Origin of the sequence: Vreelandella venusta, from assembly GCF_044809155.1 — a bacterium.
GTDB lineage: Bacteria > Pseudomonadota > Gammaproteobacteria > Pseudomonadales > Halomonadaceae > Vreelandella > Vreelandella venusta_B.
This window is the reverse complement of record NZ_CP085241.1, coordinates 2,058,719-2,084,094: the sequence shown is the minus strand read 5'-3', so window position 1 is coordinate 2,084,094 and position 25,376 is coordinate 2,058,719. Positions and strand designations below refer to the sequence as shown.

Sequence of the window (25,376 nt, the reverse complement as noted above, 5' to 3'; positions counted from 1 at the left end):
GCCCGTAACGGCGCTATCCACCGACTCAAAACTCAAAGGAGTTTCGCACTATGTCTGATCCGCAGCCGGTTTATTTAAGCGACTATCAGCCGCCCGCCTACCACGTTACCCATACCGAGCTGACGTTTGATCTTGACCCCACTACGACTCGCGTTAAAGCAAGATTAATGATTGAGCGCCACGCTGAGGCCGACGCCGCAGCCCCGCTGGTGCTTAATGGCGAGCACCTGACGCTCGTTAAGCTCGCGATTGATGGTCGGCTGCTTACCGACACCGATTATCAGCGTGATAGCGAAACGCTGCGCATTGAAAATGTGCCTGCAGCGTTTTGCTTGGAAAGCGTTGTGGAAATTTCCCCTAGCACGAATACCGCTCTAGAGGGCCTGTACCAATCTAACGGTATGTACTGTACCCAGTGCGAAGCGGAGGGGTTTCGAAGGATAACGTTCTACCCTGACCGCCCGGATGTGATGGCAACGTTTAAGGTTACCGTGGTGGGTGATGCCACTAGCGAACCCGTGCTGCTGGCTAACGGCAACCCCGTGGATAAGGGCACCGTAGAAGGCGGTCGTCACTACGTGATATGGGAAGACCCGCACCCTAAGCCTTGTTATTTATTTGCGCTGGTAGCCGGTGATCTGCGCAAAGTAGAAGACCACTTTACCACCATGAGCGGGCGTGACGTTACGCTTCAACTTTGGGTGGAAGAAGAGAACCTGGATAAAACCGACCATGCCATGGCCTCACTCAAGCGTGCCATGACCTGGGATGAGCAGACGTATGGCCGTGAGTACGATTTGGATCTGTTCATGATCGTGGCGGTCAACGACTTCAATATGGGCGCGATGGAGAACAAGGGCTTAAACATCTTCAACTCCGCGGCGGTATTGACGCACCCCAATACTGCAACCGACGCGGCTTTTCAAAACGTCGAAGGTATCGTTGCCCATGAGTACTTTCATAACTGGTCAGGTAACCGCGTCACGTGCCGTGACTGGTTCCAGCTCTCGCTAAAAGAGGGGTTTACGGTGTTCCGCGACCAGTGCTTCTCAGCAGATACCAACTCAGCACCGGTAAAGCGTATTCAAGACGTGTCGTTTTTCCGCACTGCTCAATTTGCTGAAGATGCAGGCCCTACGGCGCACCCCATACGCCCCGATCATTTTATTGAGATCACCAACTTCTACACCCTGACCATTTATGAAAAGGGTGCAGAAGTGGTGCGCATGCTGCGTAACTTACTAGGTTGGGAAGATTTTCGTCGTGGCTCGGATCTCTATTTCGAGCGTTTTGATGGTCAGGCGGTCACCATTGAAGATTTTGTTGGCTGCATGGCAGAGGTCTCGGGCGCTGATTTAGGCCAGTTCATGCGTTGGTACTCCCAAGCAGGCACGCCGGAAATTGATGCCCGTGGTGAGTATGATTACGCCCATGGCGAATACCACCTCACGCTTCGCCAGCGCACGCCGGCTACTCCTGGTCAGCTTGATAAATTGCCGCTGCACATTCCCGTTCGAATGGGCTTGGTGGGCACGAAGTCAGGGCAAGATCTTACGCTTACTCTAGATGGTGAAAAGCTAGGCAAAGACGCGGTTATCCACCTTCGAGATGACGAGCAAACCTTCGTGTTTACCGATGTGGCCGAAGCGCCGGTACCATCACTGCTGCGCGATTTTTCGGCACCTGTAAAATTGCACTTCCCATACTCCCGTGAGGATTTAGCCTTCCTACTTACGCACGATAGTGATGGCTTTAACCGCTGGGATGCAGGTCAGCGTCTGGCCATGTTGGCACTGGATGATCTTATCGCTGCCCACCGTAACGGTGTCGAAAAGGTCATGGATAGCCGTGTAGTGGAAGCGTTTAGAACGCTGCTAACCGGTGAAGTGAGTGATAAAGCGGTGCTGGCGGAGATGCTCACATTACCCTCAGAAGCATACATCGCTGAACAGCAGCCCATCATTGATGTAGATGCGATTCATGCGGCCCGTGAATTTGTGCGCCAGTCGCTGGCCATCGCGCTGCGCGATGAGTTTCTAGCAACCTATAACGAAAACGTTAGTGATGAGCACTATGCACCCTCGCCAGAGCAAATCGCTCAGCGGAGCCTTAAAAACGTAGCGCTTACATATTTAATGTCGATTGAAGATGAGCAGGGGCTAGCATTGTGTGAGGCCCAGTTTGCTGCAGATCACAATATGACCGATGTTCGCCATGCGTTAACCCTGTTGGTGCATAGCGACCGGGACGACCTTGCCTCACCTGCGCTTAAAACGTTTGGGCAGAAGTGGGCGCACGACCCGTTAGTGATGGATCAGTGGTTTACTATTCAGGTATCTCGGCCGCAGCAAGATGTCCTTGAGCGAGTTGAGTACTTAATGCAGCACCCAGCCTTTTCCATCAAAAACCCTAACAAGGTGCGTGCTCTAATTGGGGCATTTGCTCAGAATAGGGTTAACTTCCACCGTTTAGATGGCAAAGGTTACGCGCTGCTGGCAGACGTGGTGATCGAACTTAACCGCTTAAACCCCGAGATAGCGGCACGCTTAATTACACCACTAACACGTTGGCAGCGTTTTGATGAAGAGCGTCAACAGCTAATGCGTGAGCAGCTCGAGCGCATTAAGCGCGAGCCGCTATCATCAAATGTGTTTGAGGTGGTTGAGAAGGCGCTGGCCTGATAGATAGCAGCGAATTAACCATGGAAAGGGAAAACCTAGGTGAACGATTCACAGCAGCGTTATCTACTCATCATTAATGGTAAGTCTGCCGGTAATCCGGCGCTTCGCGAAGCCGTTGAAGAGCAAAGGAAAGCAGGCACGCATATTACCGTTCGCTCTACCTGGGAGGGGGGCGACGCTGCTGCGTTTGCGGCCCAATCGGTTGAGCTGGGCGCAACGTGTGTGGTGGCTTGCGGCGGCGATGGCACGGTCAATGAGGTGGTGAATGGCTTAATGCAGCTAGCGCAGGATCAGCGTCCTGCTCTCGGTATTGTGCCGCTTGGCAGCGCCAATGATTTTGCGACGTCTTTGGGTCTGCCGCTGGAACCAGGGCCTGCCTTAGCCGCAGCGTTGACGCTTTCGCCGTCACCGATTGATGTGCTGCGCGTGTCTGCAGAAGCGGATGATGAGCGTTTTACCAGCTACTACATCAACATGATGACCGGTGGCTTTGGGGCTGAAATTACCTCAACCACACCCAAAACGCTAAAGCGCATGCTGGGTGGGGGAGCTTATTCGCTCATGGGTGCGTTTAAGGCGTGGAGACACCGAAGTTATCGTGGCACCTTGCACTGGGGGGAGGAGGAGCGTTGCGCTGAGCTATTGCTGTTAGCGTTGGGTAATGGTCGTCAGTCGGGCGGTGGTCAAGTTTTAGCGCCCAACGCTAAGTTGGACGACGGGCGTTTGGACGTGTTGATGGTTAAGGACTTTACCTCTGTTTTACAGCTGCCGAAGATAATCACTGAGTTGCAACAATTCCCGAAAGAGGGCCGGTATGTGAGTTATTTCACGGTCAGTCAGCTAACCGTCACGACTCAACAGGATGACCCTCCCTGGCCGTTAACACTGGACGGGGAGGCGCGGCATTACGACCGCTTCTCCGTTGAAATGGTGCCGCTGGCGCTGAAAGTTCTGCTGCCTGATAAGTGCCCGCTGTTGGTAGCAAATAACTAAGACTCAATGCGACCGCCTTTTATCGGCTGTTAGAATTATATTTAAAGCCACCTGAGGAGAATGGTTCGATGGTAAATCGTTTATGGATACCTGCGCTTGCTGCCCTGGCACTACTGCTAAGTGCCTGTGGTGACAGTCAGGAAGAGCCTGCTGTCGCCCCTGAAGAGAGTGCGTCATCCCTCTCGGATGATGAGGTGGTGCAAAATGAAGATGCGCCTGCAGCAGCAGAGAACGCTGCTGAAATGCCAGAGCCTGAAGAGATGGAGGATAGTGTTGAAGCGCGTCAAGCGGCAGAGGAGCTAGAGCAAGCCGAAACACTTCGCGCGGACGATAATGATACGTTGGCGGAACAGCCCCAAGAAGCAGAAGAGATACAGGCGGGTGAGGATACGTTAGCCACCGACCCTGAAGATGCGTTAGATGAAACAAGTGCCATGCCAGGGGAAACAACCCGCTCGGATGTGGACGACATTATCGCTGAAACCGAACGCCGTTTTGAAGAGGCTCAGCAGCAGTTAGAGCAGCAGTTTCAGGAAGTAGAGCAACAGTCCACAACGTTGGAGCCAATGGAGAGCGAAGATCTTCCTACCCGTTGGGAAACGGACAGCAGCTTGCCAGAGAGTTCGCGTTTGGAAGACGACCTAGAATCGACGGATGTCGATGCATTGATTGAAGATACCGAACGTCGTTTTGAAGAAGCACAGCAGCGCTTAAACGAGCAGTTTGAGGAAATAGAGCGAGATCGCGACGGCGGTGCTGAAATCATAGAGAGGAATAATTCAGAGGAGAGCGCACAAGATGCCGAAGCAGAGCTTGAAGGCCTAAACGCCACTCAATAACTGTTTTTGATGTGTTAACAGGTGCATTAAGGCCCGTTTTGCGGGCCTTAATGTATTTTAGGCAGTAGTATCCCCACTGTTTTAAGACGCTAAGGTGAGGTTAAGTCCGTTTTGATAGCCTGTCGTTACGACTAGACCACGCGGATATTTGACGCCTGCAAGCCTTTTTTACCCTGCGTCACGTCAAAGCTAACCTTGGCTCCCTCTGGAAGCGTTTTAAAGCCATCTGCCTGGATCTCAGAAAAGTGAGCGAATAGGTCATCACCACCGTCATCGGGAGAGATGAAACCATAACCTTTGGTGTCGTTGAACCACTTGACCGTGCCAGTTGCCATTGCTCATGTCCTTAATATGCTTAATGATGTGCAAGCACGATACGTGCTTGCGTCTCAAAATGACTCTAGACGCAGAGAAGTAGCGCGTCCAGCGACGAATAAGCAACGCCTCCTAACTTATTGGGCTTACATGATGCTGCAAACGACCTTGATTGACGGGCAGTTCGTACCTTTTTTGCTTGCGATTACGCTTCTTTCGATAAGCCCAGGGGTGGATACCCTGCTGGTAATACGTAACACCGCTCGCGGTGGCGTCCGCGATGGAGTAGTAACGAGCGTTGCGATTTGCTGCGGGCTGTTTGTGCATGCCACTATTTCGGCGCTGGGGATCTCTTTCATTCTGCTTCAGTCGGCGTGGGCTTTTCATCTGCTTAAGCTTGCCGGGGCGGCTTATTTGATTTGGTTAGGCGTGGCGAGCCTATTGGCAGCTCGCCGCGGTAGGGCGCTACCCGTTAAAAGCGTTCTACAGTCGGCATCGCCAGTGTCCATCTGGCAGCCGGTAAAAGAGGGGTTGCTCTCTAATGTACTGAACCCGAAAACGGTGGTGTTCTATATGGCGTTTTTGCCTCAGTTTATCGCGCCAACCGACCCCGCGTTGTTGAAGTCGTTATGGTTAGCCGGTGTTCACTTTGTGATTGCTAATATCTGGCAAATTAGCGTGGTTCTTATGGTCGGGGGGGCAAGCAAATGGCTGGCCAGCCCCCGGTTTGCGCAAACGCTTAATGCCGCCACAGGTGCTGTACTGATCATGTTTGGTGTGCGCTTAGCGTTAGAGCAGCGCCCGGTTTAACCGGGCGCTGGTAGCGGCCATTAAGATAGCTAAATGATTAACGATGAGTAAGTGATTAACGACGAACGAGTAGCGCCCGATCATAGCGCACGTCCTGCTCGTTCTCGCTGAGCAGCGATACACCTTCACTATTACCGCCATTGGCTAAGCTTTCGAAAATTACGCGATAAGTCAGGACGGCTTGCACATAGTTGCGAGTTTCCCGAAACGGGATGCTTTCGACGAATAAATCGAACGACTCAACACCGTTACCCAACCATTGATCTACCCGCCCAGGTCCAGCATTGTACGCGGCTGCAGCGGCTAGGCGGTTACCCTGGTAGCGTTCGATCTTGTCGCGCAGGTAAGTGCTGCCTAGGCGGATATTAAGCTCTGGCTCTAAGACACCGTAGGGGCCGGGGTCGTTAAGGCCCAGCTGACGACTAACCTGGCTGGCGGTACCGGGCATCAACTGCATGAGACCGCGCGCACCTGCGGGGGAAAGAGCGACTGGGTTATAGGCGCTTTCGCGGCGAGTAATAGCCATGAGTAAGTACGGATCGACACCGGTTAAGCGTCCCCAGTGTAAAAAATTATCTCGATAAGCGGGGGGGAAGCGCCAGTCGAGAGCATCCCACATCTCAGCGGCAATGGTGGTTTGCACGAGGCGAGCATGCCACCCCTGGTGTGCAGCATAATCAGCAAGCGCACGCGCCTGTTGAGACGGGGCATTGCGGACAGCGTGCAGCCACTCACTGTTGGCAAGCCCCTCTTCACCAATGCGCAGTAAAGCCTCCGTGCGCTGAACGGCGGGTAGCTGGGCTGTTAGCTCTCTGGAGGCCTCATCAAAGTGGTTACGCTCTAAGTTGAGCTGATAGGGTTGGTTCAGCCGTTCAGCAGCGGCAAAACCATAGAAACTGCGGTCGGTGGCTGCCTGACGATAGCGCGCATCGGCAGCGTCCTGGTTGCCAAGTGCTTGATTCGCCCTTGCCAGCCAATACTGCCAGCGGCTGCTCTCTTCCTGACTGGCGGGCATTTCTGCAATCCAGTGCATAACGTCTGCCCATTGGCGCTCGGCCAGGGCGCGGCGAACCCGAAGCTCCAGTACACGTTCACTTTCCAAGCTGGGTAATACACTGTCGACCCAATTTAGAGTGCCCGGCACATCGCGTACCAAGACATAAAAAGCGAGTTCTTCTTCAATTACCTGTTGATCGGCGGCTGCTAAGTTCAAGCGTGGCCGCATGTCCTGCCAAGCGGCAAAGGCGCCTGGAGTGTTTTCTCGCGTGAAGCGTTGCATGGCGGCTTTGTAAAAAGCAGCGGTGGCTGCACACTCTGGGCCAAGACATGCCGGCGCTGTGGTCAGCGCCTGACTATTGTTATCTACTGAGGCAACCGTGTTACGGGCCGTTTGCCACTGATCGCTTAGCAGCCCGCCTAAGTAACTGCTCAAGCGCTCCTCACCTGACTGCCACGCCAGCATCTTGCGTTCCCAAATGGCGGTAGCGTCAATGGTTCCATCAGCCCTCAGGCGGTTGAAAAGAGCATTACAGGCATCCGGCTGCGAGCTGCCTACCCGCCAAAGAGCAAGGCCTGCTTCTTTCGCTAGCTGAGGCTCTCTATCCAGCAGGGCCGTGTAGTAATAGCATTGGCGTGCGGTGCCTTCGGGTTCACCATCAGCCACGGCGAGTAAATCCCCAAAGCGGCCTGCGTAGCCATAATGAGCGATGGCTTGACCGCGCATCCACTCCGACAGGGGAGAGTCGGCGTGCTGGTCTATGAAGCGCTGTACCTCACTAGACGAAACATTCGGCAATTGACCGCGTAAGCGGTGATACTCAACGTAGCCCTCAAGAACATGCCCCTCAATCGCACGCTCATCCACCTGCTGCCACTGCTGCTGACGCGCGGCTTCTAGTGCATCGCGCATCGCGGCGTCAGAGGATGCCCAAGAAACAACAGGTAACCCTACCAATACAGCCGTACACAGGCTGCGAAGGGTGGAACGAAATGGCGAAGCCTGCATGGCACGTCCTCTTGCTGGCTAGCGGCTAAACGCCGCTATAGTGAACTTAAAGCGTGAACAACGTTCTGACAATCGTGACACTTGGAGGATTCAATTACGATGGCACGATTATCCACTTGGTGGCTGTTTCGTCGACTAAAAACGCGCGCTTGGGCGATAAAAAGGATTTTCCGTGCGCTAAAACTTTTTTTACCGATGACGCGCGATGTGCTCCGGGGAGACTTCAGGCCCGTTCCTTGGGCGGCGTTTGGCACTATAGTGCTGGCGCTTGCATATCTCGTGATGCCTTTCGATTTAATACCCGATTTCCTGATCCTGTTGGGTGTTGTCGATGATGTCTTAATTGTGGGCTGGCTGTTGAACCGTGTTGATACACAGCTTGCCGATTATCGCGCATGGAAATTTGCCGGCGAGGCGGCCACGGCTTCTTCGCACACACCTTCTTGAAATTGCGTTGCTTAACCCCATATTGAGTTCACATCTTTTTCGCTTCCACCTCCCACAGGTGGAAGCATTCAATAAAACGTGAACAATGAGGGCTAAGCGCATGACAACGGCGACCCACGAAGAAACTCTTGGCTTTCAAACGGAAGTTAAGCAGCTCCTAAACTTGATGATTCACTCCCTGTACTCTAACCGGGAGATTTTTCTACGCGAGTTGATTTCCAACGCCGCAGACGCTTGCGACAAGTTACGCTACGCCGCGCTGGACAATGACGCGCTGTACGAAGGCGATAGCGAGCTGCGCATCGAAATTGAGCACGACCGCGACGCCAACACAATTACCCTGCGCGATAACGGCATTGGCATGAACCGTGAAGACGTGATCGCCAACTTGGGTACTATCGCACGTTCGGGAACCGCAGAGTTTCTCAAGCAGCTCTCCGGCGAGCAGCAGAAGGATGCCAAGCTGATCGGTCAGTTTGGTGTCGGTTTCTACTCAGGCTTTATCGTTGCTGATGAAGTCTCAGTACGTACCCGTAAAGCAGGCACGGCAGCGTCTGAGGGGGTTGAGTGGCGCTCAAAAGGCGAGGGCGAGTTCACCGTTGCTGATATTGAGCGCGAGGTTCATGGCACCGAAATTACTCTGCACCTGAAAGAGGATGCTAAAGAGTTCGCCGACGACTACCGCCTGCAAAGCCTAGTGCGTAAGTACTCGGATCATATCGAAGTGCCAGTGCGCATGCCGAAAACTGAAACGGCAAAAGACGACGAAGGCAATGAGATCGAAGGTAGTGAAGTGACTACCTGGGAAACTGTCAACGAAGCCACTGCGCTGTGGGCACGCCCGAAGAGCGAGGTGTCCGACGACGAATATAAAGCGTTTTACAAGCACGTTGCTCATGACTTCAGCGACCCGCTCACCTGGAGCCACAACAAGGTCGAGGGCAAGCTAGAGTACACCAGCCTGCTGTATGTGCCGGGTCGTGCGCCGTTCGATATGTTTGACCGTGACGGTTCACGCGGTGTGAAGCTCTATGTTCAGCGCGTCTTTATCATGGATGACGCCGAGCAGTTCCTGCCGCTCTACCTGCGCTTTATCAAAGGCGTACTGGATACCCGTGACTTGTCGCTGAACGTCTCCCGTGAGCTGCTGCAGCAGGATCCCAAGGTCGACAAGATCAAAGGGGCGCTGACCAAGCGTGCGCTGGATATGCTCAAAAAGCTCTCCAAGGATAAAGAGCAGTATCAAACCTTCTGGAACACTTTCGGTAGCGTGTTGAAAGAGGGGCCGGGTGAAGACTTCGCTAACCGCGAGAAAGTCGCTGGACTTCTGCGGTTTGCTTCCACGCATACCGATACGGCTGCCCAAGAGCACTCCTTGGCGGATTACGTCGAGCGCATGAAAGAGGGCCAGAAGAAGATCTACTACGTGGTAGCGGACAGCTTTAACGCAGCGAAAAACAGCCCGCACCTGGAGATCTTCCGTAAGAAAGGCATTGAGGTATTGCTGCTCTCTGACCGCATTGACGAGTGGCTGATGAGCCACCTAACGGAGTTTGACGGCAAGTCGTTCGCGGATGTAGCCAAAGGCGAGCTGGATCTGGGCGATGTCGAGGACGAAGCCGAGAAAAAAGCCCAGGAAGAGACCGCCAAGGCAAAAGAAGACCTGGTTAAGCGTGTTAAGGAAGCGCTGAGCGACGGTGTTCAAGAGGTGAAAATCACGCACCGTTTGACCGACTCGCCTGCCTGTGTGGTGCTGCCGGAGCACGAGATGGGCTATCAGATGCGCCGGATTATGGAAGCCGCTGGTCAAAAGCTGCCCGACGTGAAGCCTATTCTTGAGCTAAATCCCAGCCACGCTCTGGTTGCGCGTTTGGAAAATGCCGAGGGTGACCTGTTTGGCCAGTTAGCCCATATCCTGCTGGACCAAGCGATTATCGCCGAAGGCGGGCAGCTGGATGATCCGGCCGCCTACGTCAAACGGCTTAACACTGTATTAACTGCGTGATGAACAGCTAATGCTGCCACGGCCCGCTTGAAACCCAAGCGGGCCGTTTAGTTTGCTAAGGTGTGCAACCTACGAGTGACCTACTAGGATATCGTTATGGCTGAACAGCGGATCAATGTGGCGGTACTGGGAGGCGGCAGTTTTGGGACTGCACTGGCCAGTATTGCCGCAGATAACGGCGCTAATGTGCGCCAGTGGATGCGTGATGAAGCGCTGGTCGCGCAGATTAATCAGGAACACCGCAACGGGCGCTACCTGCCGCACTATGCCATGAACCCCGTCGTGCAGGCATCCACCGATATGCAGACCGTGCTGGCAAATGCCGAGTTAGTATTGATTGCAATACCCTCTAAAGCATTTCGTAGCGTGGTACAGGCGGCTAAGCCTTGGCTGTCGCCAGAGCAGATCTTGGTCAGCACCACGAAAGGTATCGAACAAGATAGCTTTTTACTGATGAGCCAAGTGCTTGAGCAAGAAACCAGCTTTCCCCATATTGGCGTTATCGCTGGGCCTAACTTGGCATCTGAAATAGCCGACAAGCAGCTTACCGCCACGGTCATCGCCAGTGCGGACGCGCTAACACGCACGCGGGTACAACAGGCTTTAGGCTGCCGCTATTTTCGCGTATACGCCAGTAACGACCGTCATGGTGTTGAGCTAGGGGGCGCGCTAAAAAATATCTATGCCATTGCTGCGGGTATGGCGGCTGCGCTGGGGATGGGGGAAAACACGCGCAGCATGCTAATGACCCGTGCCTTGGCAGAGATGAGTCGCTTTGCGGTGGCTCAGGGCGCTAACCCCATGACCTTTTTAGGCTTAGCGGGGGTGGGGGATTTAATCGTTACCTGCTCATCCAACTTATCCCGTAACTACCGGGTGGGGTTTGCCATGGGTGAAGGACGCAGCCTAGAGGACGCTGTCTCGGCGCTTGGGCAAGTTGCCGAGGGAGTGAATACGGTGAAGTTGGTTTGTGAAAAGGCGCGTGAAATGGGCGTCTACATGCCGCTTGCAGAGGGATTAAATCGCGTGCTTTTCGAGGGGGTGCCTGCACAGGAGATGGCTGGCACGCTAATGATGGGCGAGCAAAGCAGTGACGTTGAGTTTATTCTGCCCCGTGAGGCCGTTCAGCAGGCGCATCGCAACAGTGGAGGCTGGCATGAATAGTGGTGCCAACAGGCTGCTGATCATGCGCCATGGCGAAGCTGGGCCTGGCGTTCCTGATCACGCGCGGCGGCTCACGCTTAAGGGCGAGCAAGAAGCCAGCGCGATGGCGCGTTGGTTGGCAGCGCGAAAAGAGCAGGGCGAGCTGCCGCAGCTTACGCTGTATGCAAGCCCTTATGCGCGCGCCCAGCAAACCGCTCAGCAGCTTGGCGACGCGCTGGGTGTATCACTTAATACGCTGGATTTCATAACGCCGGATGATTCGCTCGCTGCGGTGAGCGATTGGCTGCTGAGCCAGCCTGAAGACCAAACGATCATTTTGGTAAGCCATATGCCTTTTGTCGGTGACTTGGTGGGCCTGTTGGTTGAGGGAACGTCCAGCCAGGGAGTCGGCTTTCCCACGGCCGCTGTTGCCGAACTTGAAGCAGACGTCTGGGCCGCTGGCTGTGCACAGCTCAGGCGCTTTACCCAGCCCAGCCAGCTGCCATAGCTGCATAAAAAAAGCGGCTGTCGAAACAGCCGCTTTTCATACTAATGCGAACAATCGTGCAGCTTATAAGAGCGCATCTAGCTTCGCTTTTAACACACCGTTTACCTGCTGCGGGTTGGCTGTGCCGCGCGATGCTTTCATCACTTGGCCAACAAAGTACCCAATCATCTTGCCGCGTTTTTCAGGCTCTGCATCGCGGTACTGCGCTACTTGTGCCGGGCTTTCTGCAATGACTTGATCGATCATCGCTTCAATAGCGCCGGTATCGGTGACTTGCTTCAAGCCTTTGGCTTCAATGATAGCGTCTGCGCTTTCGCCCTGGCCGTTCCACAGCGCCTGGAACACCTGCTTAGCAGCTTTGCCGTTAATGGTGTCATCGAGAACGCGGCTGATAAGCTCGCCGAGCTGCTGCGCCGAGACAGGGCTGTTCTGAATGCTCAGGTTTTCACGGTTAAGCGCGCCGGATAGCTCGCCTTGTACCCAGTTAGCCGCCTGTTTGGCATCGCCGCATACCCGGTGGACTTGCTCGAAGTACTCTGCCATTTCGCGGCTCGCGGACAGCACATTGGCATCGTAAGCAGACAGACTCAGCTCGGTTTGGAAGCGGGCGCGCTTGTCAGCAGGTAGTTCCGGAAGCTGGCTGCGTAAATGATCTAAATACGCCTGATCCAGCACCACGGGAAGAAGGTCTGGGCAGGGGAAGTAGCGGTAGTCGTTAGCTTCTTCCTTGGTGCGCATGCTACGTGTTTCATCGCGCTCAGGGTCAAACAGGCGAGTTTCCTGAACCACCTTGCCGCCATCTTCAATCAGCTCTATTTGGCGCTCAACTTCAAACGCAATGGCGCGCTCCACAAAGCGGAACGAGTTCACGTTTTTAACCTCTGCCCGGGTGCCAAACGCTTCTTGCCCTTTGGGGCGCACCGAAACGTTGACGTCGCAGCGCATGGAGCCTTCGGCCATGTTGCCATCGGAAATGCCCAGATAGGTCACGATGGAATGAATCGCTTTCAAATAGGCGGCAGCCTCTTTGGCGCTGCGCATATCCGGCTCAGAAACGATTTCCAGTAGCGGCGTGCCCGCGCGGTTTAAGTCGATACCGGTCATGCCGTGGAAATCTTCGTGCAGTGACTTACCCGCATCTTCTTCTAAGTGGGCGTGATGGATGCGAATCCGTTTAGTGGTGTCGTCATCCAAAGTGATTTCCACTTCCCCAGCGCCCACGATGGGATGGTACATCTGGCTGGTTTGGTAGCCTTTAGGCAAGTCGGGGTAGAAGTAGTTTTTACGGTCAAATACTGAGACTTCCGGGATCTCAGCATGCACCGCTAAACCAAACTGCACCGCCATGGCCACGGCCTGTTCGTTGAGCACCGGCAGTACGCCCGGCAGGCCTAAGTCAACGGCACAGGCTTGAGTGTTGGGCTCGGCGCCAAACGCGGTGGAGGCACCGGAGAAAATCTTAGAGCGCGTTGCGAGCTGAACGTGGACTTCCAGCCCGATCACTGTTTCCCATTGCATTAGGCGTTCTCCTCGGCAAAGGCAGGCAGCTGAAGATGCCAGTCGGTGGCTTGCTGGAACTGGTGCGCAACGTTGAGCAGCTGCGCTTCGGCAAAGTGAGTGCCCAGAATCTGTAACCCGACGGGGCGACCACTGGCAAAGCCTGCGGGCACGCTAATGCCGGGAATTCCCGCGAGATTGACGGCAATGGTGTAGATATCTTGCAGGTACATGGATACCGGGTCTTTCTTCGCGCCAAGATCAAACGCAGGCGTGGGTGAGGCTGGGCCCATCAGCACATCCACATCTTCAAAGGCATCGAGAAAATCCTGACGGATCAAGCGACGCACTTTCTGCGCTTTGGTGTAGTAAGCGTCAAAAAAGCCTTCGGACAGCGTGTGCGTGCCGATCAAAATGCGGCGCTTCACTTCCTCACCAAACCCTTCTGCCCGCGAGCGGGTGTAGAGGTCAATGAGATCTGCAGGCGCATCGCAGCGGTGGCCAAAACGTACACCGTCGTAGCGTGACAGGTTAGAGGAGGCCTCCGCGGGGGCGATGACGTAGTAAGCCGGAATCGCGTAATGTGTATGCGGCAGGCTGACTTCACGCACGGTGGCGCCCAGGGATTCGTACTCTTTCACCGCCGCGCGAATAGCTTTCTCTACCTCGGGATCCAGGCCGTCACCGAAATACTCTTTAGGAAGGCCAATTTTGAGGCCAGAGAGCGGGGCATTCAGGGTTTCGGTGTAATCGGGCACGCCGCGGGCGACACTGGTGGAGTCGCGCACATCGTGACCGGCAATGACGTTCATCAGGTGGGCGCAATCTTCAGCGGTGCGCGCCATGGGGCCTGCTTGGTCGAGACTGGAAGCGTAGGCAATCATGCCGTAACGAGATACGCGGCCGTAGGTTGGCTTCAAACCTGTAATACCGCAGAACGCGGCGGGCTGGCGAATAGAGCCACCGGTATCGGTGCCCATAGCGGCAGGCACTAACCCTGCTGCCACGGCGGCCGCGCTGCCACCGGAGCTTCCGCCAGGAACGGCAGATAGGTCCCAGGGGTTTTTTACTGCGCCGAAATGGCTGTTTTCGTTGGAAGAGCCCATAGCGAACTCGTCCATATTGGTTTTACCCAGGCTGATGGTGCCTGCCGTCCTGAGTTTTTCTACCACGGTGGCATCGTAGGGCGCGATAAAGTTATCGAGCATTTTGGAGCCACAGCTGGTTTTGACGCCTTTGGTACAAAAAATATCTTTCAGCGCTAATGGAATGCCTGTCAACGTTCCGGCACTACCTGCTTTGCGAGACTGGTCGGCAACTTCAGCCTGGTCGAGCGCCTGCTCAGCGGTCACCGTGATAAAGCTGTTGAGCGTGCCATCGGCTTGCTCAATGCGCTGTAAAAAGTGCGAGGTAAGCTCGCGGCTGGAAAACTCACCGCTTTTAAGCGCGGCGGCCAGTTGGGTAACGGTTTTATCATGCATGACCCGGAAGCTCCGTTCGGGGCGAAAAGGAGAGGTGGAAAATAGTGGCGCTGGCAGCGCAGTCTATCTCTGCTTAATTCGCTATTTATTCCACGACACGCGGTACAAGGTAGAGGCCTTCTTCTACAGCAGGTGCGCAGCGCTGGAAGCTGTCGCGCTGATTGGTTTCCGTTACCTCGTCGGCACGTAGTCGCTGGGTGGCATCCAGTGGGTGTGCAAGTGGCATAACACCTTCGGTATCAACGCTTTGTAGTTGATCGACCATATCCAGTATGCGGCTTAGGTCGTCCACAAAGCCACTGGCTTGGTCATCGCTAACGGCGAGCCGGGCTAAGTGAGCGGCCCGGCGTACATGAGACTCTTCAAGCGCCATGATCGAGATTTCCTCGCAAATGTGATGGAACATATCCCGCGTTAAGCGGTATACATACGGTCATCTTAAATTCGTCTTGTATGGCAGACGTAGAAAATAGCCGCAAAAGGTACCACATATTGACTCTTTCGGGCAGTGTTGGGCGTGACTCGCGCTTGCTGCCAAGGGGTTGCAGTGATACCGTTTGCATCCGCACAGGGTTCCCGGTCTGCACTAGGTAACAACATCCATGTTCAAACGTCTGAGGGGGCTGTTTTCCAGCGATCTATCGATCGACTTGGGTACGGCCAACACACTGATTTACGTACGCGGTCGTGGCATCGTTCTTGATGAACCGTCCGTGGTCGCCATTCGCCAGTCTGGCAATATGCGCACTGTGGCGTCGGTAGGCACCGATGCAAAACGGATGCTTGGCCGCACGCCTGGCAACATCACGGCTATTCGCCCGATGAAAGACGGTGTTATCGCCGACTTTACCGTTACCGAGCAGATGCTTCAGCACTTTATTCGTAAAGTTCATCAGAGCACTTTTCTCACACCAAGCCCTCGGGTTTTGGTTTGCGTGCCGTGCATGTCTACTCAGGTTGAGCGGCGTGCTATTCGCGAATCAGCCGAAGGTGCTGGCGCCCGTGAAGTTTTTCTAATTGAAGAGCCTATGGCGGCAGCTATTGGCGCGGGTCTTCCAGTAGAAGAAGCGCAAGGTTCAATGGTAGTGGATATCGGTGGCGGTACCACCGAAATCGCGATTATCTCGCTTAATGGCGTGGTCTATTCAGAATCTATTCGTGTCGGCGGTGACCGCTTTGATGAGGCCATCACTGCGTATGTACGTCGTCATTACGGTAGCCTGATTGGTGAAGCCACCGCAGAGCGCATTAAAGAAGAGATTGGCTGCGCTTATCCAGGCGGTGAATTGCGCGAAATCGACGTGCGCGGACGCAATTTGGCTGAAGGTATTCCGCGCAGCTTTACGCTGAATTCTCACGAGATTTTAGAGGCACTGCAGGAAACGCTTGCGTCTATTGTGGCGGCAGTAAAGAGCGCGCTGGAACAGTCTCCGCCAGAGCTTGCCTCTGATATCGCCGAGCGTGGTTTGGTACTAACTGGCGGTGGGGCTTTGTTACGCGATCTTGATAAGCTGATTGCCGAAGAAACAGGCTTACCAGTGATTGTGGCAGAAGACCCGCTTACCTGCGTCGCCCGTGGCGGCGGTAAGGCGCTTGAAATGATTGATCAGCATACCTTTGAGTTGCTGTCTAGCGACTGAGTAAAGCGGTTTATCGCGGGGGATTGCCTATTAAACCGCTGTTTTCGCACGGTCCGTTGCCGGGTTATCGTCTCTTTTTCTGCGTGTTGGCAGCAAGCGCCCTAATGTTTGCGGACCATCGCTTTACACGCATGGAAGGCGTTCGTGCCCAAATGACCATGATTGTAGCCCCCATTCAGTGGGTAGTGAGCGTACCTAGCGATCTACTGAACTGGGGGGCGTTAGCGCTCTCCGATCAGCAAGCGTTGGTGGATGAAAATCGCCGCTTACGTGAGCAGATTTTAACGCTCTCTCACCGTGGACAGCGTTTAGCCAGTTTAACCGCTGAAAATGCTGAGCTTCGCAATCTACTTCAGGCTGCCGAGCGCCACGATATCCCCTATATGGCTGCCGAGCTGCTATCCCTGGATAATGACCCTTTTAGCCATCAAATGGTGGTTAACCGTGGTCATCGAAACGGCGCATATGTCGGTCAGCCAGTCATTGATGCATTTGGCTTGGTAGGACAGGTAACGGCAGTGTCAGCGTACTCTAGTCGTGTCCTGCTGCTTGCAGATGCTAGCCATGCGCTTCCAGTACAAGTGAATCGCAATGGGTTGCGCTTTATTGTGCAGGGTTCCGGACGCTATGGCAGTGTTGGCGTGCTGCATGTGCCTGATACAGCGGATATTCGTCAGGGTGATTTGCTCACGACCTCAGGGTTGGCCGGGCGCTTTCCCCCTGGTTATCCCGTCGCAAGAGTCACGGAGGTCTATCATGACCCTGGCCAGCCGTTTGCCCAAGTAACCGCTGAACCCACTGCCCAGTTGCAGCGTTCGCGGCATTTCTTGCTGCTCTTTCCGCCTCCTCCTGAGAAGATCGATGAGACGGTTTGGGATGAAGATATGGCTATTTCTGCGAGCGCACTACACGCCGCACAGCGTCTGAGCCTTCCTAGTCAGCCCATCACGCCGGAGGTGCCCTAATGGCAAGAGCACCTGTAGTGCCATTGATAGTGGTATGGCTGAGTTTTTTATTGGCGTTGTGTTTACAAGTCATGCCGTTGGCCGACGGGTGGCAGGTCTATCGCCCTGAATGGATTGGCCTCATTTTAGTTTATTGGTGTATGCGTGCGCCGAGCCGTGTCGGGGTCTTTCATGGGTTTGTCATTGGTATTTTGATGGATTTGATGGAGGGATCGTTGCTTGGTCAGCATGCGGTTATCCTTTCGCTATTGGCTTTTTTGTGCGCGTTGGTTTATCCCCGTTTTCGTACCTACTCCCTTGTACAACAGTCGGTACTGGTGCTTGTCTTGCTAGGGATTGTGCAGTTGATGGAGCAGTGGCTGCGCACACTAACCGGCGACTTTTCGATCCACCTGTCTTTCTTAATACCTTCTATGATGAGTGCGCTGCTTTGGCCATGGCTTGCAACCATGCTTCTCGCCCTGGAGCGCCGCTTAGCAGGCATTTGACCAGTGGGCCGATGCGTAAATGAGCACCTGCGTGGTGATGGGGTTACACGTCTATGTGCCGGTAAGAACTAATTGCGTAGGGAGAGGCTATGATGAGTAAACCGAACTCCAGCACGTCCTCAGGGACGCATAAAGAGCCGACGCCGGTGCTATGTCTTGCTTCTGCGTCTCCTAGGCGCAAAGCGCTGTTAGCCTCCATTGGCGTTCCCGTCATCGTGCTGCCAAGTGATGTAGATGAAACGCCGTTCGCGGGCGAGTTACCAGGTGATTATGTTGAGCGGTTAGCGGTTGCCAAAGCAGAAGCGGCCGTGCCGCAAACCCGGCTGCCGGTGTTAGGATCGGATACGGCAGTTGTGATTGACGGTACAATTATGGGGAAGCCCCGCGACGAACAGGAAGCCGCAGAGATGCTCTTGAAGCTTTCTGGCCGTAGCCATCAAGTTGTTACGTCGGTCGCGGTGGTAGGGCCTCAGGGTGTACTCTCTTGCTGTGTTACCACACAGGTGAAAATGCGTGTCATCCATCCGGATGAAATAGCCTGCTACTGGGAAACCGGTGAGCCAGTTGATAAGGCCGGTGGCTATGCCATTCAAGGTCTAGCAGCGGTGTTTGTTGAGCAAATTCACGGTAGTCACTCCGCCGTTGTGGGTCTGCCGCTATTCGAAACAACGCGCTTGTTGTGCCAGCAAGGGGTGCCAATATGGGCGGGACGTTATCGACGTACCTGATTGCTGTTTCACCGCCTGCTGTGCTGGCAAGGATTATGACTCAATAAGGAATTTTGCATGAGCGGTGAAGTCCTCATCAATTTAACGCCAATGGAGACCCGCGTTGCGCTGGTAGAAAATGGCGTGCTTCAAGAGGCGCTCATTGAGCGCTCCCGCAGGCGGGGTATTGTAGGTAATATCTACAAAGGTAAAGTTGTGCGTGTACTGCCTGGTATGCAGGCTGCCTTTGTTGATATTGGCTTAGAGCGTGCAGCATTTATCCATGCCCACGAGGTTATGCCATCAGGAACGCCCAGTGACGAGCAGCAAACAATAGGTCAGTTACTGCATGAAGGGCAAGCACTGGTGGTGCAGGTCACTAAAGACCCGATAGGTACCAAAGGTGCGCGGCTGACCACCCATCTTTCAATCCCCTCCCGCTATCTTGTTTACATGCCAGACTCGCCACACCATGGTGTCTCCCAGCGTATTGAGGATGAGCGTGAACGTGAGCGGCTTAAAGCATTGCTGGATAAAAGCATAGAAGAGCAAACGCTTGACGTAACGGGGGGGTTCATCGTTCGCACGGCGGCCGAAGGCGTAGGCGACGAGGAACTGGCTGGCGATATGTACTTTCTGCTGCGTATCTGGCGCAAGGTCAGTGAGCGTAAAATCACCGCTGCGCCACCCAGCGTCATCTATGATGACCTGCCGCTTTTTATGCGCACATTGCGTGATGTGATGCGCGATGATATTGAAAAAGTGCGTATTGACTCCCGAGAAAATTTTGTCAAGCTTGTTGAGTTCGCCGAAGAGTTTATGCCTGAAGCGGTGGATCGTATTGAGTACTATCCCGGCGAGCGTCCCATCTTTGACCTCTATAGTGTCGAAGATGAGATTCAAAAAGCGTTAGGGCGCAAAGTGCAGTTAAAGTCGGGGGGCTATTTGGTGATTGACCCCACCGAGGCCATGACGACGATTGATGTGAATACCGGAGGCTATGTTGGCCATCGGAACCTCGAAGAAACTATTTTTAAAACCAATCTTGAAGCGGCCACGGCGATAGCGCGCCAGCTGCGGCTACGCAACTTGGGCGGTATTATCATTATCGATTTTATCGATATGGTAGATGTCGAGCATCAGCGCCAGGTACTGCGTGTGCTGGAAAAAGCGCTGGAACGGGATCATGCTAAGACCAAGTGCACAGGGGTAACCGAGCTGGGCTTGGTTCAGTTAACCCGTAAGCGGACGCGCGAAAGTTTAGAGCAGACACTGTGTGAAGCGTGCCCCACCTGTAGTGGGCGCGGTACGTTGAAAACGCCTGAAACCGTCTGTTATGAAATTTTTCGCGAGATACTGCGTGAAGAGCGGGCTTATAGTGCAGAAACCTATATGGTACTTGCTTCTCAGCCAGTGGTGGATCGTTTGTTAGATGAAGAGTCCGCAGCGGTAGCTGACCTTGAAAGCTTTATCAATAAAACGATTCGTTTTCAGGTTGAACAGCACTACTCCCAAGAACAGTACGATATTGTGCTGATGTAATGATAGCGCTACGTTCATGGATACGCTGGCTTCTTATCGCGCTTGCATGGTTGCTTGGTGGGCTGGCTATCTTTCTTTTGGTAGTAAGGTTGCTGATTAGCCAAGCAGGAGGGCTAACACCAAAAATAGAAGCGCTGTTTGAGGCGCGAATTGGTGTGCCGGTGACGATTGATCACCTCTCACTAACCCTTGAGCGCAACGATTTATTTTTGCGCCTGGAAGGCATGGAAGCCGCGACGCCGCAAGGGCAAAAACTATTCTCTCTTGGCGAGGCTCACCTGCGTCTTAACAGCTGGGCCTCACTGCTGAGTGCCGCGCCGATTTTTAACGATGCCCGTATTACTGGGGCTGAGTTCCATCTTTACCAGCAGCAAGATGCTGCTTGGGGCTGGCCAAACCCTGCCGAGCTACCCGATCTGATAGCCTCAGAGCCTACGCTGGATTTAGCAAAAATAGACAAGTGGGCCGGTATTATTCTACGTCAACGCTTATGGGTGGATAATACGCGGGTGGTGCTGCACGGTGAGCAAGACGAAGTCACGATGCATGCGCCCACGCTGCTGCTCAACGGCGACGAACGGCGCACTCAGCTTGAGGGCGCCATCAATATTCTTGAAACCCCCGATCTACGCGATGACGAGGCCCTTCCCGCACTGAATATGCAGGTGGAAATGCAGCCAGGCCAACGAGGGTTTAGCGACTTCTCCGCGGCGCTTCAGCTAGATATGCAGCTTGATCACCTGCTGGCATTAGCGGCTGTGTTCCGGCCAGACTATATGCCCCATCTTGAGCAGGCGGGGGGCGAAGTTCAGCTGTGGGGGCGGTGGCATCGTGGGCGGCTCGATGAAGCGCGCCTTGCGGTGGATATCCCCGAACTTACATTACGTCATCAAATTCAGTATGTAGTACTCCAAGATATTCAGGCAAGTGGCCTTTGGCAGCGTGATGGTGATGGCGGTGAAGCGTGGTTAAGTGGCGACGCGGAAAGCGTTGAGTGGGCGCGGCCTGACGGTATTAGTGATGGCCCGGCGCTACCGATGCACTGGTATCTGTCTCATCAGTCTGATGCCTGGGAGCTTCGCACAAGTGCTTTTGAACTCTCATCGCTCACCGCTTGGCGTGACTATGTATTACTGCCTGAGTCCGTCACCCGAGTTCTGCAAACGCTCTCTCCCAGTGGTCAGGTTCAAGGGTTACGGGTAGGCCAGCGTGAAGGACATTGGGGCATTGATGCTGCGCTAACGAATGTTGCTGTTTTACCGTGGCAGCAGGCGCCCGGTGGTGGACCTTTGGATGCCTGGGTGCAGGCTAGGGATTTTCGTGGGCGGGTGACCTTCAATAGTGCCGGCGACAGCACGCTGCATTTCCCCGGGTTATTTGTTGCGCCTATGCAGCTGAGCCATGCCCAGGGCGTGGTGGAGTGGGTCTATGATGGCCCCAGCACGATGATTAGTGGCCGAGATTTAACCGTCGAGTGGGATGGTGCAGAAATCAGCGGTGGCTTTGGATTAATTAGGGATAAACAGAAGGGGCAGTTTGGTTTAGATATCGATTTTGCAAACGTCGATGCATTGGAATACCCCCTGTCTCACTGGCTACCTGTCTATGCATTTGAACCTGGGTTTCGTGAATGGCTGCTTAACGATATCGGCGGCTACGTGCCCAAAGGATCTCTTCAGCTTAGCCTGCCGCTTACTGCGAACCAAACAGCGGATGAACTCTCAGCAACCCTCGCGCTGTCGGTGACGCAAGGCCATATGCCGATAGCGCCAGATTGGCCACGTTTAGAGCAAGTGGAGGGGCGTTTAACCTGGAAAGAGCAGGTGCTGGAAGCCCACATTGAGCATGCTGAGAGCCATGGTGTTGAGGCATCTGAAGGTGCCTTGAGAATGGCGGATGAGCAGCTAGCGCTCTCTGGGCAATTAAAGAGTACCGGGCAATCGCTGGTTGAATTTATCCAAGCGATGCCTCGTGTAGATAGGCCGCTGCTCGATAGCCTGCGTGCTGAGGGCTATGTAGAGGGAGATATTGCACTGTCGCTTCCGTTAAATGCGCCTGACCACTTACAAATGGAAATCAATGCGCGACCGCAACTTTCAAGTATTACCTACAAACCGCTGGAATTACCCCTTACGAATGTTGAGGGCGCGCTCACCTGGCAGCAGTACGGCGACAATTATGCCCTGCTCGGCAATGCCAGCGGTAGACTGTTAGGTGGCCGTATCGCAGCGGATGTTAATAGCCAGCAAGACAGGATTGATTTACGTGGCGATGTTAATACCGCCGCGCTGTTTCGTTTGATTGATATCCCGGCAGAACCAGCGCGACAGGTAATTGAAGGTAGTGCTGAGTGGCGTGGGCAAATTCAGCTTGAGCCAACGCCCAAGGTATCGCTAGAAAGTCGCTGGCTGGGCGTGATAAGCCACTTACCGGAACCCTTTGCTAAAACCGCCGAGCAGGCCTGGCCGTGGCAGTTGACTGTTGATCTAGAGAGCGGGCGACTGGAAACACGCCTGTCTGAACTCATTCATGCGCGGGTGCAGCGGTTGGCAAATAATGAATTCGCTGGCGAGTTGGCGTTGGGTGGGGTGACTCTGCCGCAAGCCTGGCCACATCAGCCGGGTTTTGATGTGGTCGCTGAGCTGCCCGAAATAGACCCCGTCGCATGGTACGCAGCGCTTACACCGTTAATGCAAAATCAGTCTGCTGGTATTAACCATCAGGAAAGTGCGGCACCTATCTCGCTAAGGGTCAATACCCCTTGCTTACGTTACCGCAGTGAATGCTTTGGAGCGCTAAGTGCATTGGGCGATCTTCATGGTCAGCAAGTAGGGCTTCTGCTCAGCGGTGACTTGATGTCGGGTCGGGTTGAGTATTCGCCTGGTGCCGAGCGACCCCTGGATATCATCATTAGCTCGTTAGAAGCAGAGCGCCTGCTTGATATGCCTTCCAAGGAGCATAGCCGCAGCGCGCCGTCCCCAGATTCATGGGTTGAAGCAGTGGAAACCCAGTACGCCACATCGCATCCCATACCTTCATGGCTGTCCGATCTGCCCAATGGACGGTTAAGGTTGGCAGAGATTAGTTTGGGTGGGGGACGCTTTGGCCCGCTAACGGCCTACTGGCAAAGCGATGCTCGGCGCTTTTCTCTTTCACCCGTTGGATTGACCTTGGGTCAGCTTTCGGCTCGGGGCGAATTGTTCTGGGAAGGCAGTGCCATTAACAGCCAAACCAGGGCCGATATTTCAATCCTGGGGGGCGATGTAGGCAGTGCCCTGGAGCGACTTGGTCAACCGGTGGCGATGCGGAGTCGCGCCACGGATATTAACGCTGAGTTAGCTTGGCCAGGCGCACCTTGGCAGTTTGACCTAAATCGGGCGGGCGGAGAGATGGCGATCGATATCCGCGATGGACGTTTTCTGACGCTAGACTCGGCACCCGCCAGGCTGGTCGGTTTACTTAACTTTGACAATATCTTGCGTCGATTACGCTTGGATTTTTCGGATGTCACCGGTCAAGGTACCGCCTTTGATCGAGTGCACGGCACAGCCGATGTGGCCGGTGGGCAATTAATGCTGCGCGGGCCACTACGTATCGAAGCACCAGCAGCATCCATTACCCTTACTGGCAATATCAACTTGGCGCAGCGTGAACTCGATCAACGTTTAGGCGTCACACTGCCAGTTAGCCAAAGTTTGCCCATCGCGGCCATTGCGGTTGGCGCCCCCATAGTGGGGGGAGCCTTATTTCTTGCAGACCAACTGTTTGGTGACGCGCTGGATCGAGCAACCACTATTCACTATCGCGTGCGAGGTCCCTGGACATCGCCGCAGGTTACCTTAGAAGGCCCTCAATGACCGCATTAAAAAGCGATTTAGACACCGCTGTTTCCATTCTGCTAACGCCGAGTGGGCTTGACTTGGAGGCGTTAGACACAGGGCTTGGCTATGCCATGGGAGCTGGCATTGACTATGCCGATCTTTACTTTCAGCGCACCTGGCAAGAAGGCTGGGTACTGGAAGATGGCGAAGTGAAAGAAGCCAGTTACAACATTGATGGCGGGGTGGGGGTTCGCTCGCTAGCCGGTGAGAAAACCGGCTTTGCCTACTCAAACCAGATCACCGCTGATGCACTGGTGGATACTGGCCGCACGGCGGCAGGTATTGTGCGCAGTGGTAAACAGCTGTCTGGGCAGGCGGTCAAAGCGGTGTCTGTCGCGCCTTTTTACGCCGGGCTTGATCCGTTGGCTGGTCTCACGGCAGAAGATAAAGTCGCGCTGCTGAAGGAAGCAGACCGCGTGGCGCGTGCGGCTGACCCCTGTATCAGCCAAGTGAGTGCTTCACTTTCCGGTACCTACGAGGTCGTGCTGGTGCGCGCCAGCGACGGCACTTTAGCGGCAGATATCCGCCCGCTGGTGCGCTTTAATGTCAGCGTTATTGCGTTTAAAAATGGCCGCCGTGAACGTGGCAGTGCGGGGGGCGGAGGACGTTACTCCATGTCACGGCTGCGCGATGAAGGCGTTGCTGAGCGCTATGCTAAAGAGGCAGTACGCCAAGCGCTGGTCAACTTAGAGGCAGTCGATGCGCCGGCAGGACATATGCCCGTCGTGCTGGGCGCAGGTTGGCCGGGTATTTTACTGCATGAGGCAGTTGGCCACGGTTTAGAAGGTGACTTTAACCGCAAAGGTAGCTCTGCATTCGCTGGGCGCATGGGCCAGCGAGTAGCCGCCAAGGGCGTGACGATTGTGGATGACGCTACGCTATCAGATGGCCGCGGGTCGCTCAGCGTTGATGATGAAGGCACGCCAGGACAAAATACGCCGCTCATCGAAGATGGGATTCTAACCGGCTATATGCAAGATAAGCTCAACGCCCGTTTAATGAAGATGGCGCCCACGGGTAACGCACGCCGCGAGTCGTTTGCACATCTGCCGATGCCACGGATGACCAATACCGTGATGTTAGCGGGGCAGGATGAGCCCGATGACATTATCAAAAGCGTTAAGCGTGGCATCTACGCGGTAAGCTTTGGTGGCGGGCAGGTCGATATTACGTCGGGTAAATTTGTGTTCTCCGCGAGTGAAGCCTATCTCATCGAAGACGGTAAGATTACCGCACCGGTTAAAGGAGCGACGCTCATCGGTAATGGGCCTGAGGCCATGGGACGGGTTTCCATGATTGGTCACGATGCGGCAATGGACCCCGGTATTGGGGTGTGCGGCAAAGAGGGCCAAGGTGTGCCGGTTGGCGTAGGTCAGCCCACCTTGAAATTAGATGAGCTGACCGTTGGGGGCACACAGTCGTCTTAAGC

At 54.5% G+C, this 25,376-nt stretch carries 20 protein-coding genes; 15 read left to right on the top strand and 5 right to left on the bottom strand.

Features of this window, described 5'->3' with window-relative positions; all coding sequences use genetic code 11:
• Nucleotides 1-50: 50 nt before the first annotated feature.
• From pepN to LG301_RS09815, 3 genes are all read left to right on the top strand, one after another.
• Nucleotides 51-2,681, top strand: coding sequence for an aminopeptidase N (pepN, locus tag LG301_RS09825; protein ID WP_404470968.1), 2,631 nt, complete (start codon nucleotides 51-53; stop codon nucleotides 2,679-2,681).
• Nucleotides 2,682-2,720: 39 nt separating this feature from the next.
• Nucleotides 2,721-3,674, top strand: coding sequence for a lipid kinase YegS (gene yegS / locus LG301_RS09820; protein WP_404470966.1), 954 nt, complete (start codon nucleotides 2,721-2,723; stop codon nucleotides 3,672-3,674).
• A 68-nt stretch (nucleotides 3,675-3,742) separates the two neighbouring features.
• Nucleotides 3,743-4,513, top strand: coding sequence for a hypothetical protein (locus LG301_RS09815; protein WP_404470964.1), 771 nt, complete (start codon nucleotides 3,743-3,745; stop codon nucleotides 4,511-4,513).
• Nucleotides 4,514-4,644: 131 nt separating this feature from the next.
• Here LG301_RS09815 and LG301_RS09810 read toward each other — a convergent pair whose 3' ends face one another.
• A complete protein-coding gene (locus LG301_RS09810) occupies nucleotides 4,645-4,848 on the bottom strand; it encodes a cold-shock protein (protein ID WP_404470962.1) in 204 nt (67 codons plus the stop codon).
• Nucleotides 4,849-4,981: 133 nt separating this feature from the next.
• Between LG301_RS09810 and LG301_RS09805 the strand changes: the two genes are divergently transcribed.
• Entirely contained in the window at nucleotides 4,982-5,638 is a 657-nt protein-coding gene (locus LG301_RS09805) for a LysE family translocator (protein WP_404475225.1), read from the top strand.
• A gap of 55 nt (nucleotides 5,639-5,693) precedes the next feature.
• Here LG301_RS09805 and LG301_RS09800 read toward each other — a convergent pair whose 3' ends face one another.
• Nucleotides 5,694-7,643 (bottom strand): transglycosylase SLT domain-containing protein, encoded by a 1,950-nt coding sequence (locus LG301_RS09800; protein WP_404470960.1) that lies wholly within the window; start codon nucleotides 7,641-7,643, stop codon nucleotides 5,694-5,696.
• A gap of 99 nt (nucleotides 7,644-7,742) precedes the next feature.
• On the opposite strand from LG301_RS09800, the gene LG301_RS09795 reads away from it, so the two are divergent.
• The 4 genes from LG301_RS09795 (at nucleotide 7,743) to sixA (ending at nucleotide 11,746) form a co-directional block, all read left to right on the top strand.
• Nucleotides 7,743-8,090, top strand: a complete 348-nt coding sequence (locus tag LG301_RS09795) for a YkvA family protein (protein WP_404470958.1) — start codon at nucleotides 7,743-7,745, stop codon at nucleotides 8,088-8,090.
• 100 nt (nucleotides 8,091-8,190) lie between these two features.
• The gene (htpG, locus tag LG301_RS09790) at nucleotides 8,191-10,095 is read left to right on the top strand and encodes a molecular chaperone HtpG (protein ID WP_404470956.1); all 1,905 of its coding nucleotides are present in this window, start codon (nucleotides 8,191-8,193) and stop codon (nucleotides 10,093-10,095) included.
• A 96-nt stretch (nucleotides 10,096-10,191) separates the two neighbouring features.
• Entirely contained in the window at nucleotides 10,192-11,259 is a 1,068-nt protein-coding gene (locus tag LG301_RS09785) for an NAD(P)H-dependent glycerol-3-phosphate dehydrogenase (protein ID WP_404470954.1), read from the top strand.
• Nucleotides 11,252-11,746 (top strand): phosphohistidine phosphatase SixA, encoded by a 495-nt coding sequence (gene sixA, locus LG301_RS09780; protein WP_404470952.1) that lies wholly within the window; start codon nucleotides 11,252-11,254, stop codon nucleotides 11,744-11,746. The genes LG301_RS09785 and sixA overlap by 8 nt, the downstream gene beginning before the upstream one ends.
• Nucleotides 11,747-11,809: 63 nt before the next feature.
• Here the strand turns inward: sixA and gatB are convergent, their stop codons facing one another.
• From gatB to gatC, 3 genes are all read right to left on the bottom strand, one after another.
• Entirely contained in the window at nucleotides 11,810-13,264 is a 1,455-nt protein-coding gene (gene gatB / locus LG301_RS09775; protein WP_404470950.1) for an Asp-tRNA(Asn)/Glu-tRNA(Gln) amidotransferase subunit GatB, read from the bottom strand.
• On the bottom strand, nucleotides 13,264-14,724 hold the full coding sequence (gene gatA, locus LG301_RS09770; protein WP_404470948.1) for an Asp-tRNA(Asn)/Glu-tRNA(Gln) amidotransferase subunit GatA: 1,461 nt from the start codon (nucleotides 14,722-14,724) through the stop codon (nucleotides 13,264-13,266). The genes gatB and gatA overlap by 1 nt, the downstream gene beginning before the upstream one ends.
• A gap of 85 nt (nucleotides 14,725-14,809) precedes the next feature.
• On the bottom strand, nucleotides 14,810-15,097 hold the full coding sequence (gatC, locus tag LG301_RS09765; RefSeq protein WP_404470946.1) for an Asp-tRNA(Asn)/Glu-tRNA(Gln) amidotransferase subunit GatC: 288 nt from the start codon (nucleotides 15,095-15,097) through the stop codon (nucleotides 14,810-14,812).
• Between the two features lie 229 nt (nucleotides 15,098-15,326).
• On the opposite strand from gatC, the gene LG301_RS09760 reads away from it, so the two are divergent.
• The 7 genes from LG301_RS09760 (at nucleotide 15,327) to tldD (ending at nucleotide 25,374) form a co-directional block, all read left to right on the top strand.
• Entirely contained in the window at nucleotides 15,327-16,364 is a 1,038-nt protein-coding gene (locus tag LG301_RS09760; RefSeq protein ID WP_263068258.1) for a rod shape-determining protein, read from the top strand.
• 23 nt (nucleotides 16,365-16,387) lie between these two features.
• Nucleotides 16,388-17,329, top strand: coding sequence for a rod shape-determining protein MreC (mreC, locus tag LG301_RS09755; RefSeq protein ID WP_404470945.1), 942 nt, complete (start codon nucleotides 16,388-16,390; stop codon nucleotides 17,327-17,329).
• Nucleotides 17,329-17,817, top strand: a complete 489-nt coding sequence (gene mreD, locus LG301_RS09750; RefSeq protein WP_404470943.1) for a rod shape-determining protein MreD — start codon at nucleotides 17,329-17,331, stop codon at nucleotides 17,815-17,817. Before mreC ends, mreD begins: the two co-directional genes overlap by 1 nt.
• Before the next feature lie 92 nt (nucleotides 17,818-17,909).
• The gene (locus LG301_RS09745) at nucleotides 17,910-18,545 is read left to right on the top strand and encodes a Maf family protein (protein WP_404475224.1); all 636 of its coding nucleotides are present in this window, start codon (nucleotides 17,910-17,912) and stop codon (nucleotides 18,543-18,545) included.
• 57 nt (nucleotides 18,546-18,602) lie between these two features.
• Nucleotides 18,603-20,066, top strand: a complete 1,464-nt coding sequence (rng, locus tag LG301_RS09740) for a ribonuclease G (protein ID WP_404470942.1) — start codon at nucleotides 18,603-18,605, stop codon at nucleotides 20,064-20,066.
• Nucleotides 20,066-23,923: a YhdP family protein gene (locus tag LG301_RS09735; RefSeq protein WP_404470941.1), complete on the top strand. Its 3,858-nt coding sequence runs from the start codon at nucleotides 20,066-20,068 to the stop codon at nucleotides 23,921-23,923. The genes rng and LG301_RS09735 overlap by 1 nt, the downstream gene beginning before the upstream one ends.
• Nucleotides 23,920-25,374 carry a metalloprotease TldD gene (gene tldD / locus LG301_RS09730; protein WP_404470940.1) on the top strand — a complete coding sequence of 485 codons (1,455 nt, stop codon included), beginning with the start codon at nucleotides 23,920-23,922 and terminating at the stop codon, nucleotides 25,372-25,374. The genes LG301_RS09735 and tldD overlap by 4 nt, the downstream gene beginning before the upstream one ends.
• Nucleotides 25,375-25,376: the final 2 nt, after the last annotated feature.

Excerpts from the sequence above, each read along its gene's own strand:
- gatA (WP_404470948.1), bottom strand. The coding sequence starts at position 14,724 with ATGCATGATAAAACCGTTACCCAACTGGCCGCCGCGCTTAAAAGCGGT.
- sixA (WP_404470952.1), top strand. The coding sequence starts at position 11,252 with ATGAATAGTGGTGCCAACAGGCTGCTGATCATGCGCCATGGCGAAGCT.
- LG301_RS09795 (WP_404470958.1), top strand. The coding sequence starts at position 7,743 with ATGGCACGATTATCCACTTGGTGGCTGTTTCGTCGACTAAAAACGCGC.
- LG301_RS09745 (WP_404475224.1), top strand. The coding sequence starts at position 17,910 with ATGAGTAAACCGAACTCCAGCACGTCCTCAGGGACGCATAAAGAGCCG.
- LG301_RS09815 (WP_404470964.1), top strand. The coding sequence starts at position 3,743 with ATGGTAAATCGTTTATGGATACCTGCGCTTGCTGCCCTGGCACTACTG.
- LG301_RS09760 (WP_263068258.1), top strand. The coding sequence starts at position 15,327 with ATGTTCAAACGTCTGAGGGGGCTGTTTTCCAGCGATCTATCGATCGAC.
- tldD (WP_404470940.1), top strand. The coding sequence starts at position 23,920 with ATGACCGCATTAAAAAGCGATTTAGACACCGCTGTTTCCATTCTGCTA.
- LG301_RS09785 (WP_404470954.1), top strand. The coding sequence starts at position 10,192 with ATGGCTGAACAGCGGATCAATGTGGCGGTACTGGGAGGCGGCAGTTTT.
- LG301_RS09735 (WP_404470941.1), top strand. The coding sequence starts at position 20,066 with ATGATAGCGCTACGTTCATGGATACGCTGGCTTCTTATCGCGCTTGCA.
- LG301_RS09800 (WP_404470960.1), bottom strand. The coding sequence starts at position 7,643 with ATGCAGGCTTCGCCATTTCGTTCCACCCTTCGCAGCCTGTGTACGGCT.
- LG301_RS09810 (WP_404470962.1), bottom strand. The coding sequence starts at position 4,848 with ATGGCAACTGGCACGGTCAAGTGGTTCAACGACACCAAAGGTTATGGT.
- mreD (WP_404470943.1), top strand. The coding sequence starts at position 17,329 with ATGGCAAGAGCACCTGTAGTGCCATTGATAGTGGTATGGCTGAGTTTT.
- gatC (WP_404470946.1), bottom strand. The coding sequence starts at position 15,097 with ATGGCGCTTGAAGAGTCTCATGTACGCCGGGCCGCTCACTTAGCCCGG.
- gatB (WP_404470950.1), bottom strand. The coding sequence starts at position 13,264 with ATGCAATGGGAAACAGTGATCGGGCTGGAAGTCCACGTTCAGCTCGCA.
- pepN (WP_404470968.1), top strand. The coding sequence starts at position 51 with ATGTCTGATCCGCAGCCGGTTTATTTAAGCGACTATCAGCCGCCCGCC.
- rng (WP_404470942.1), top strand. The coding sequence starts at position 18,603 with ATGAGCGGTGAAGTCCTCATCAATTTAACGCCAATGGAGACCCGCGTT.
- htpG (WP_404470956.1), top strand. The coding sequence starts at position 8,191 with ATGACAACGGCGACCCACGAAGAAACTCTTGGCTTTCAAACGGAAGTT.
- LG301_RS09805 (WP_404475225.1), top strand. The coding sequence starts at position 4,982 with ATGCTGCAAACGACCTTGATTGACGGGCAGTTCGTACCTTTTTTGCTT.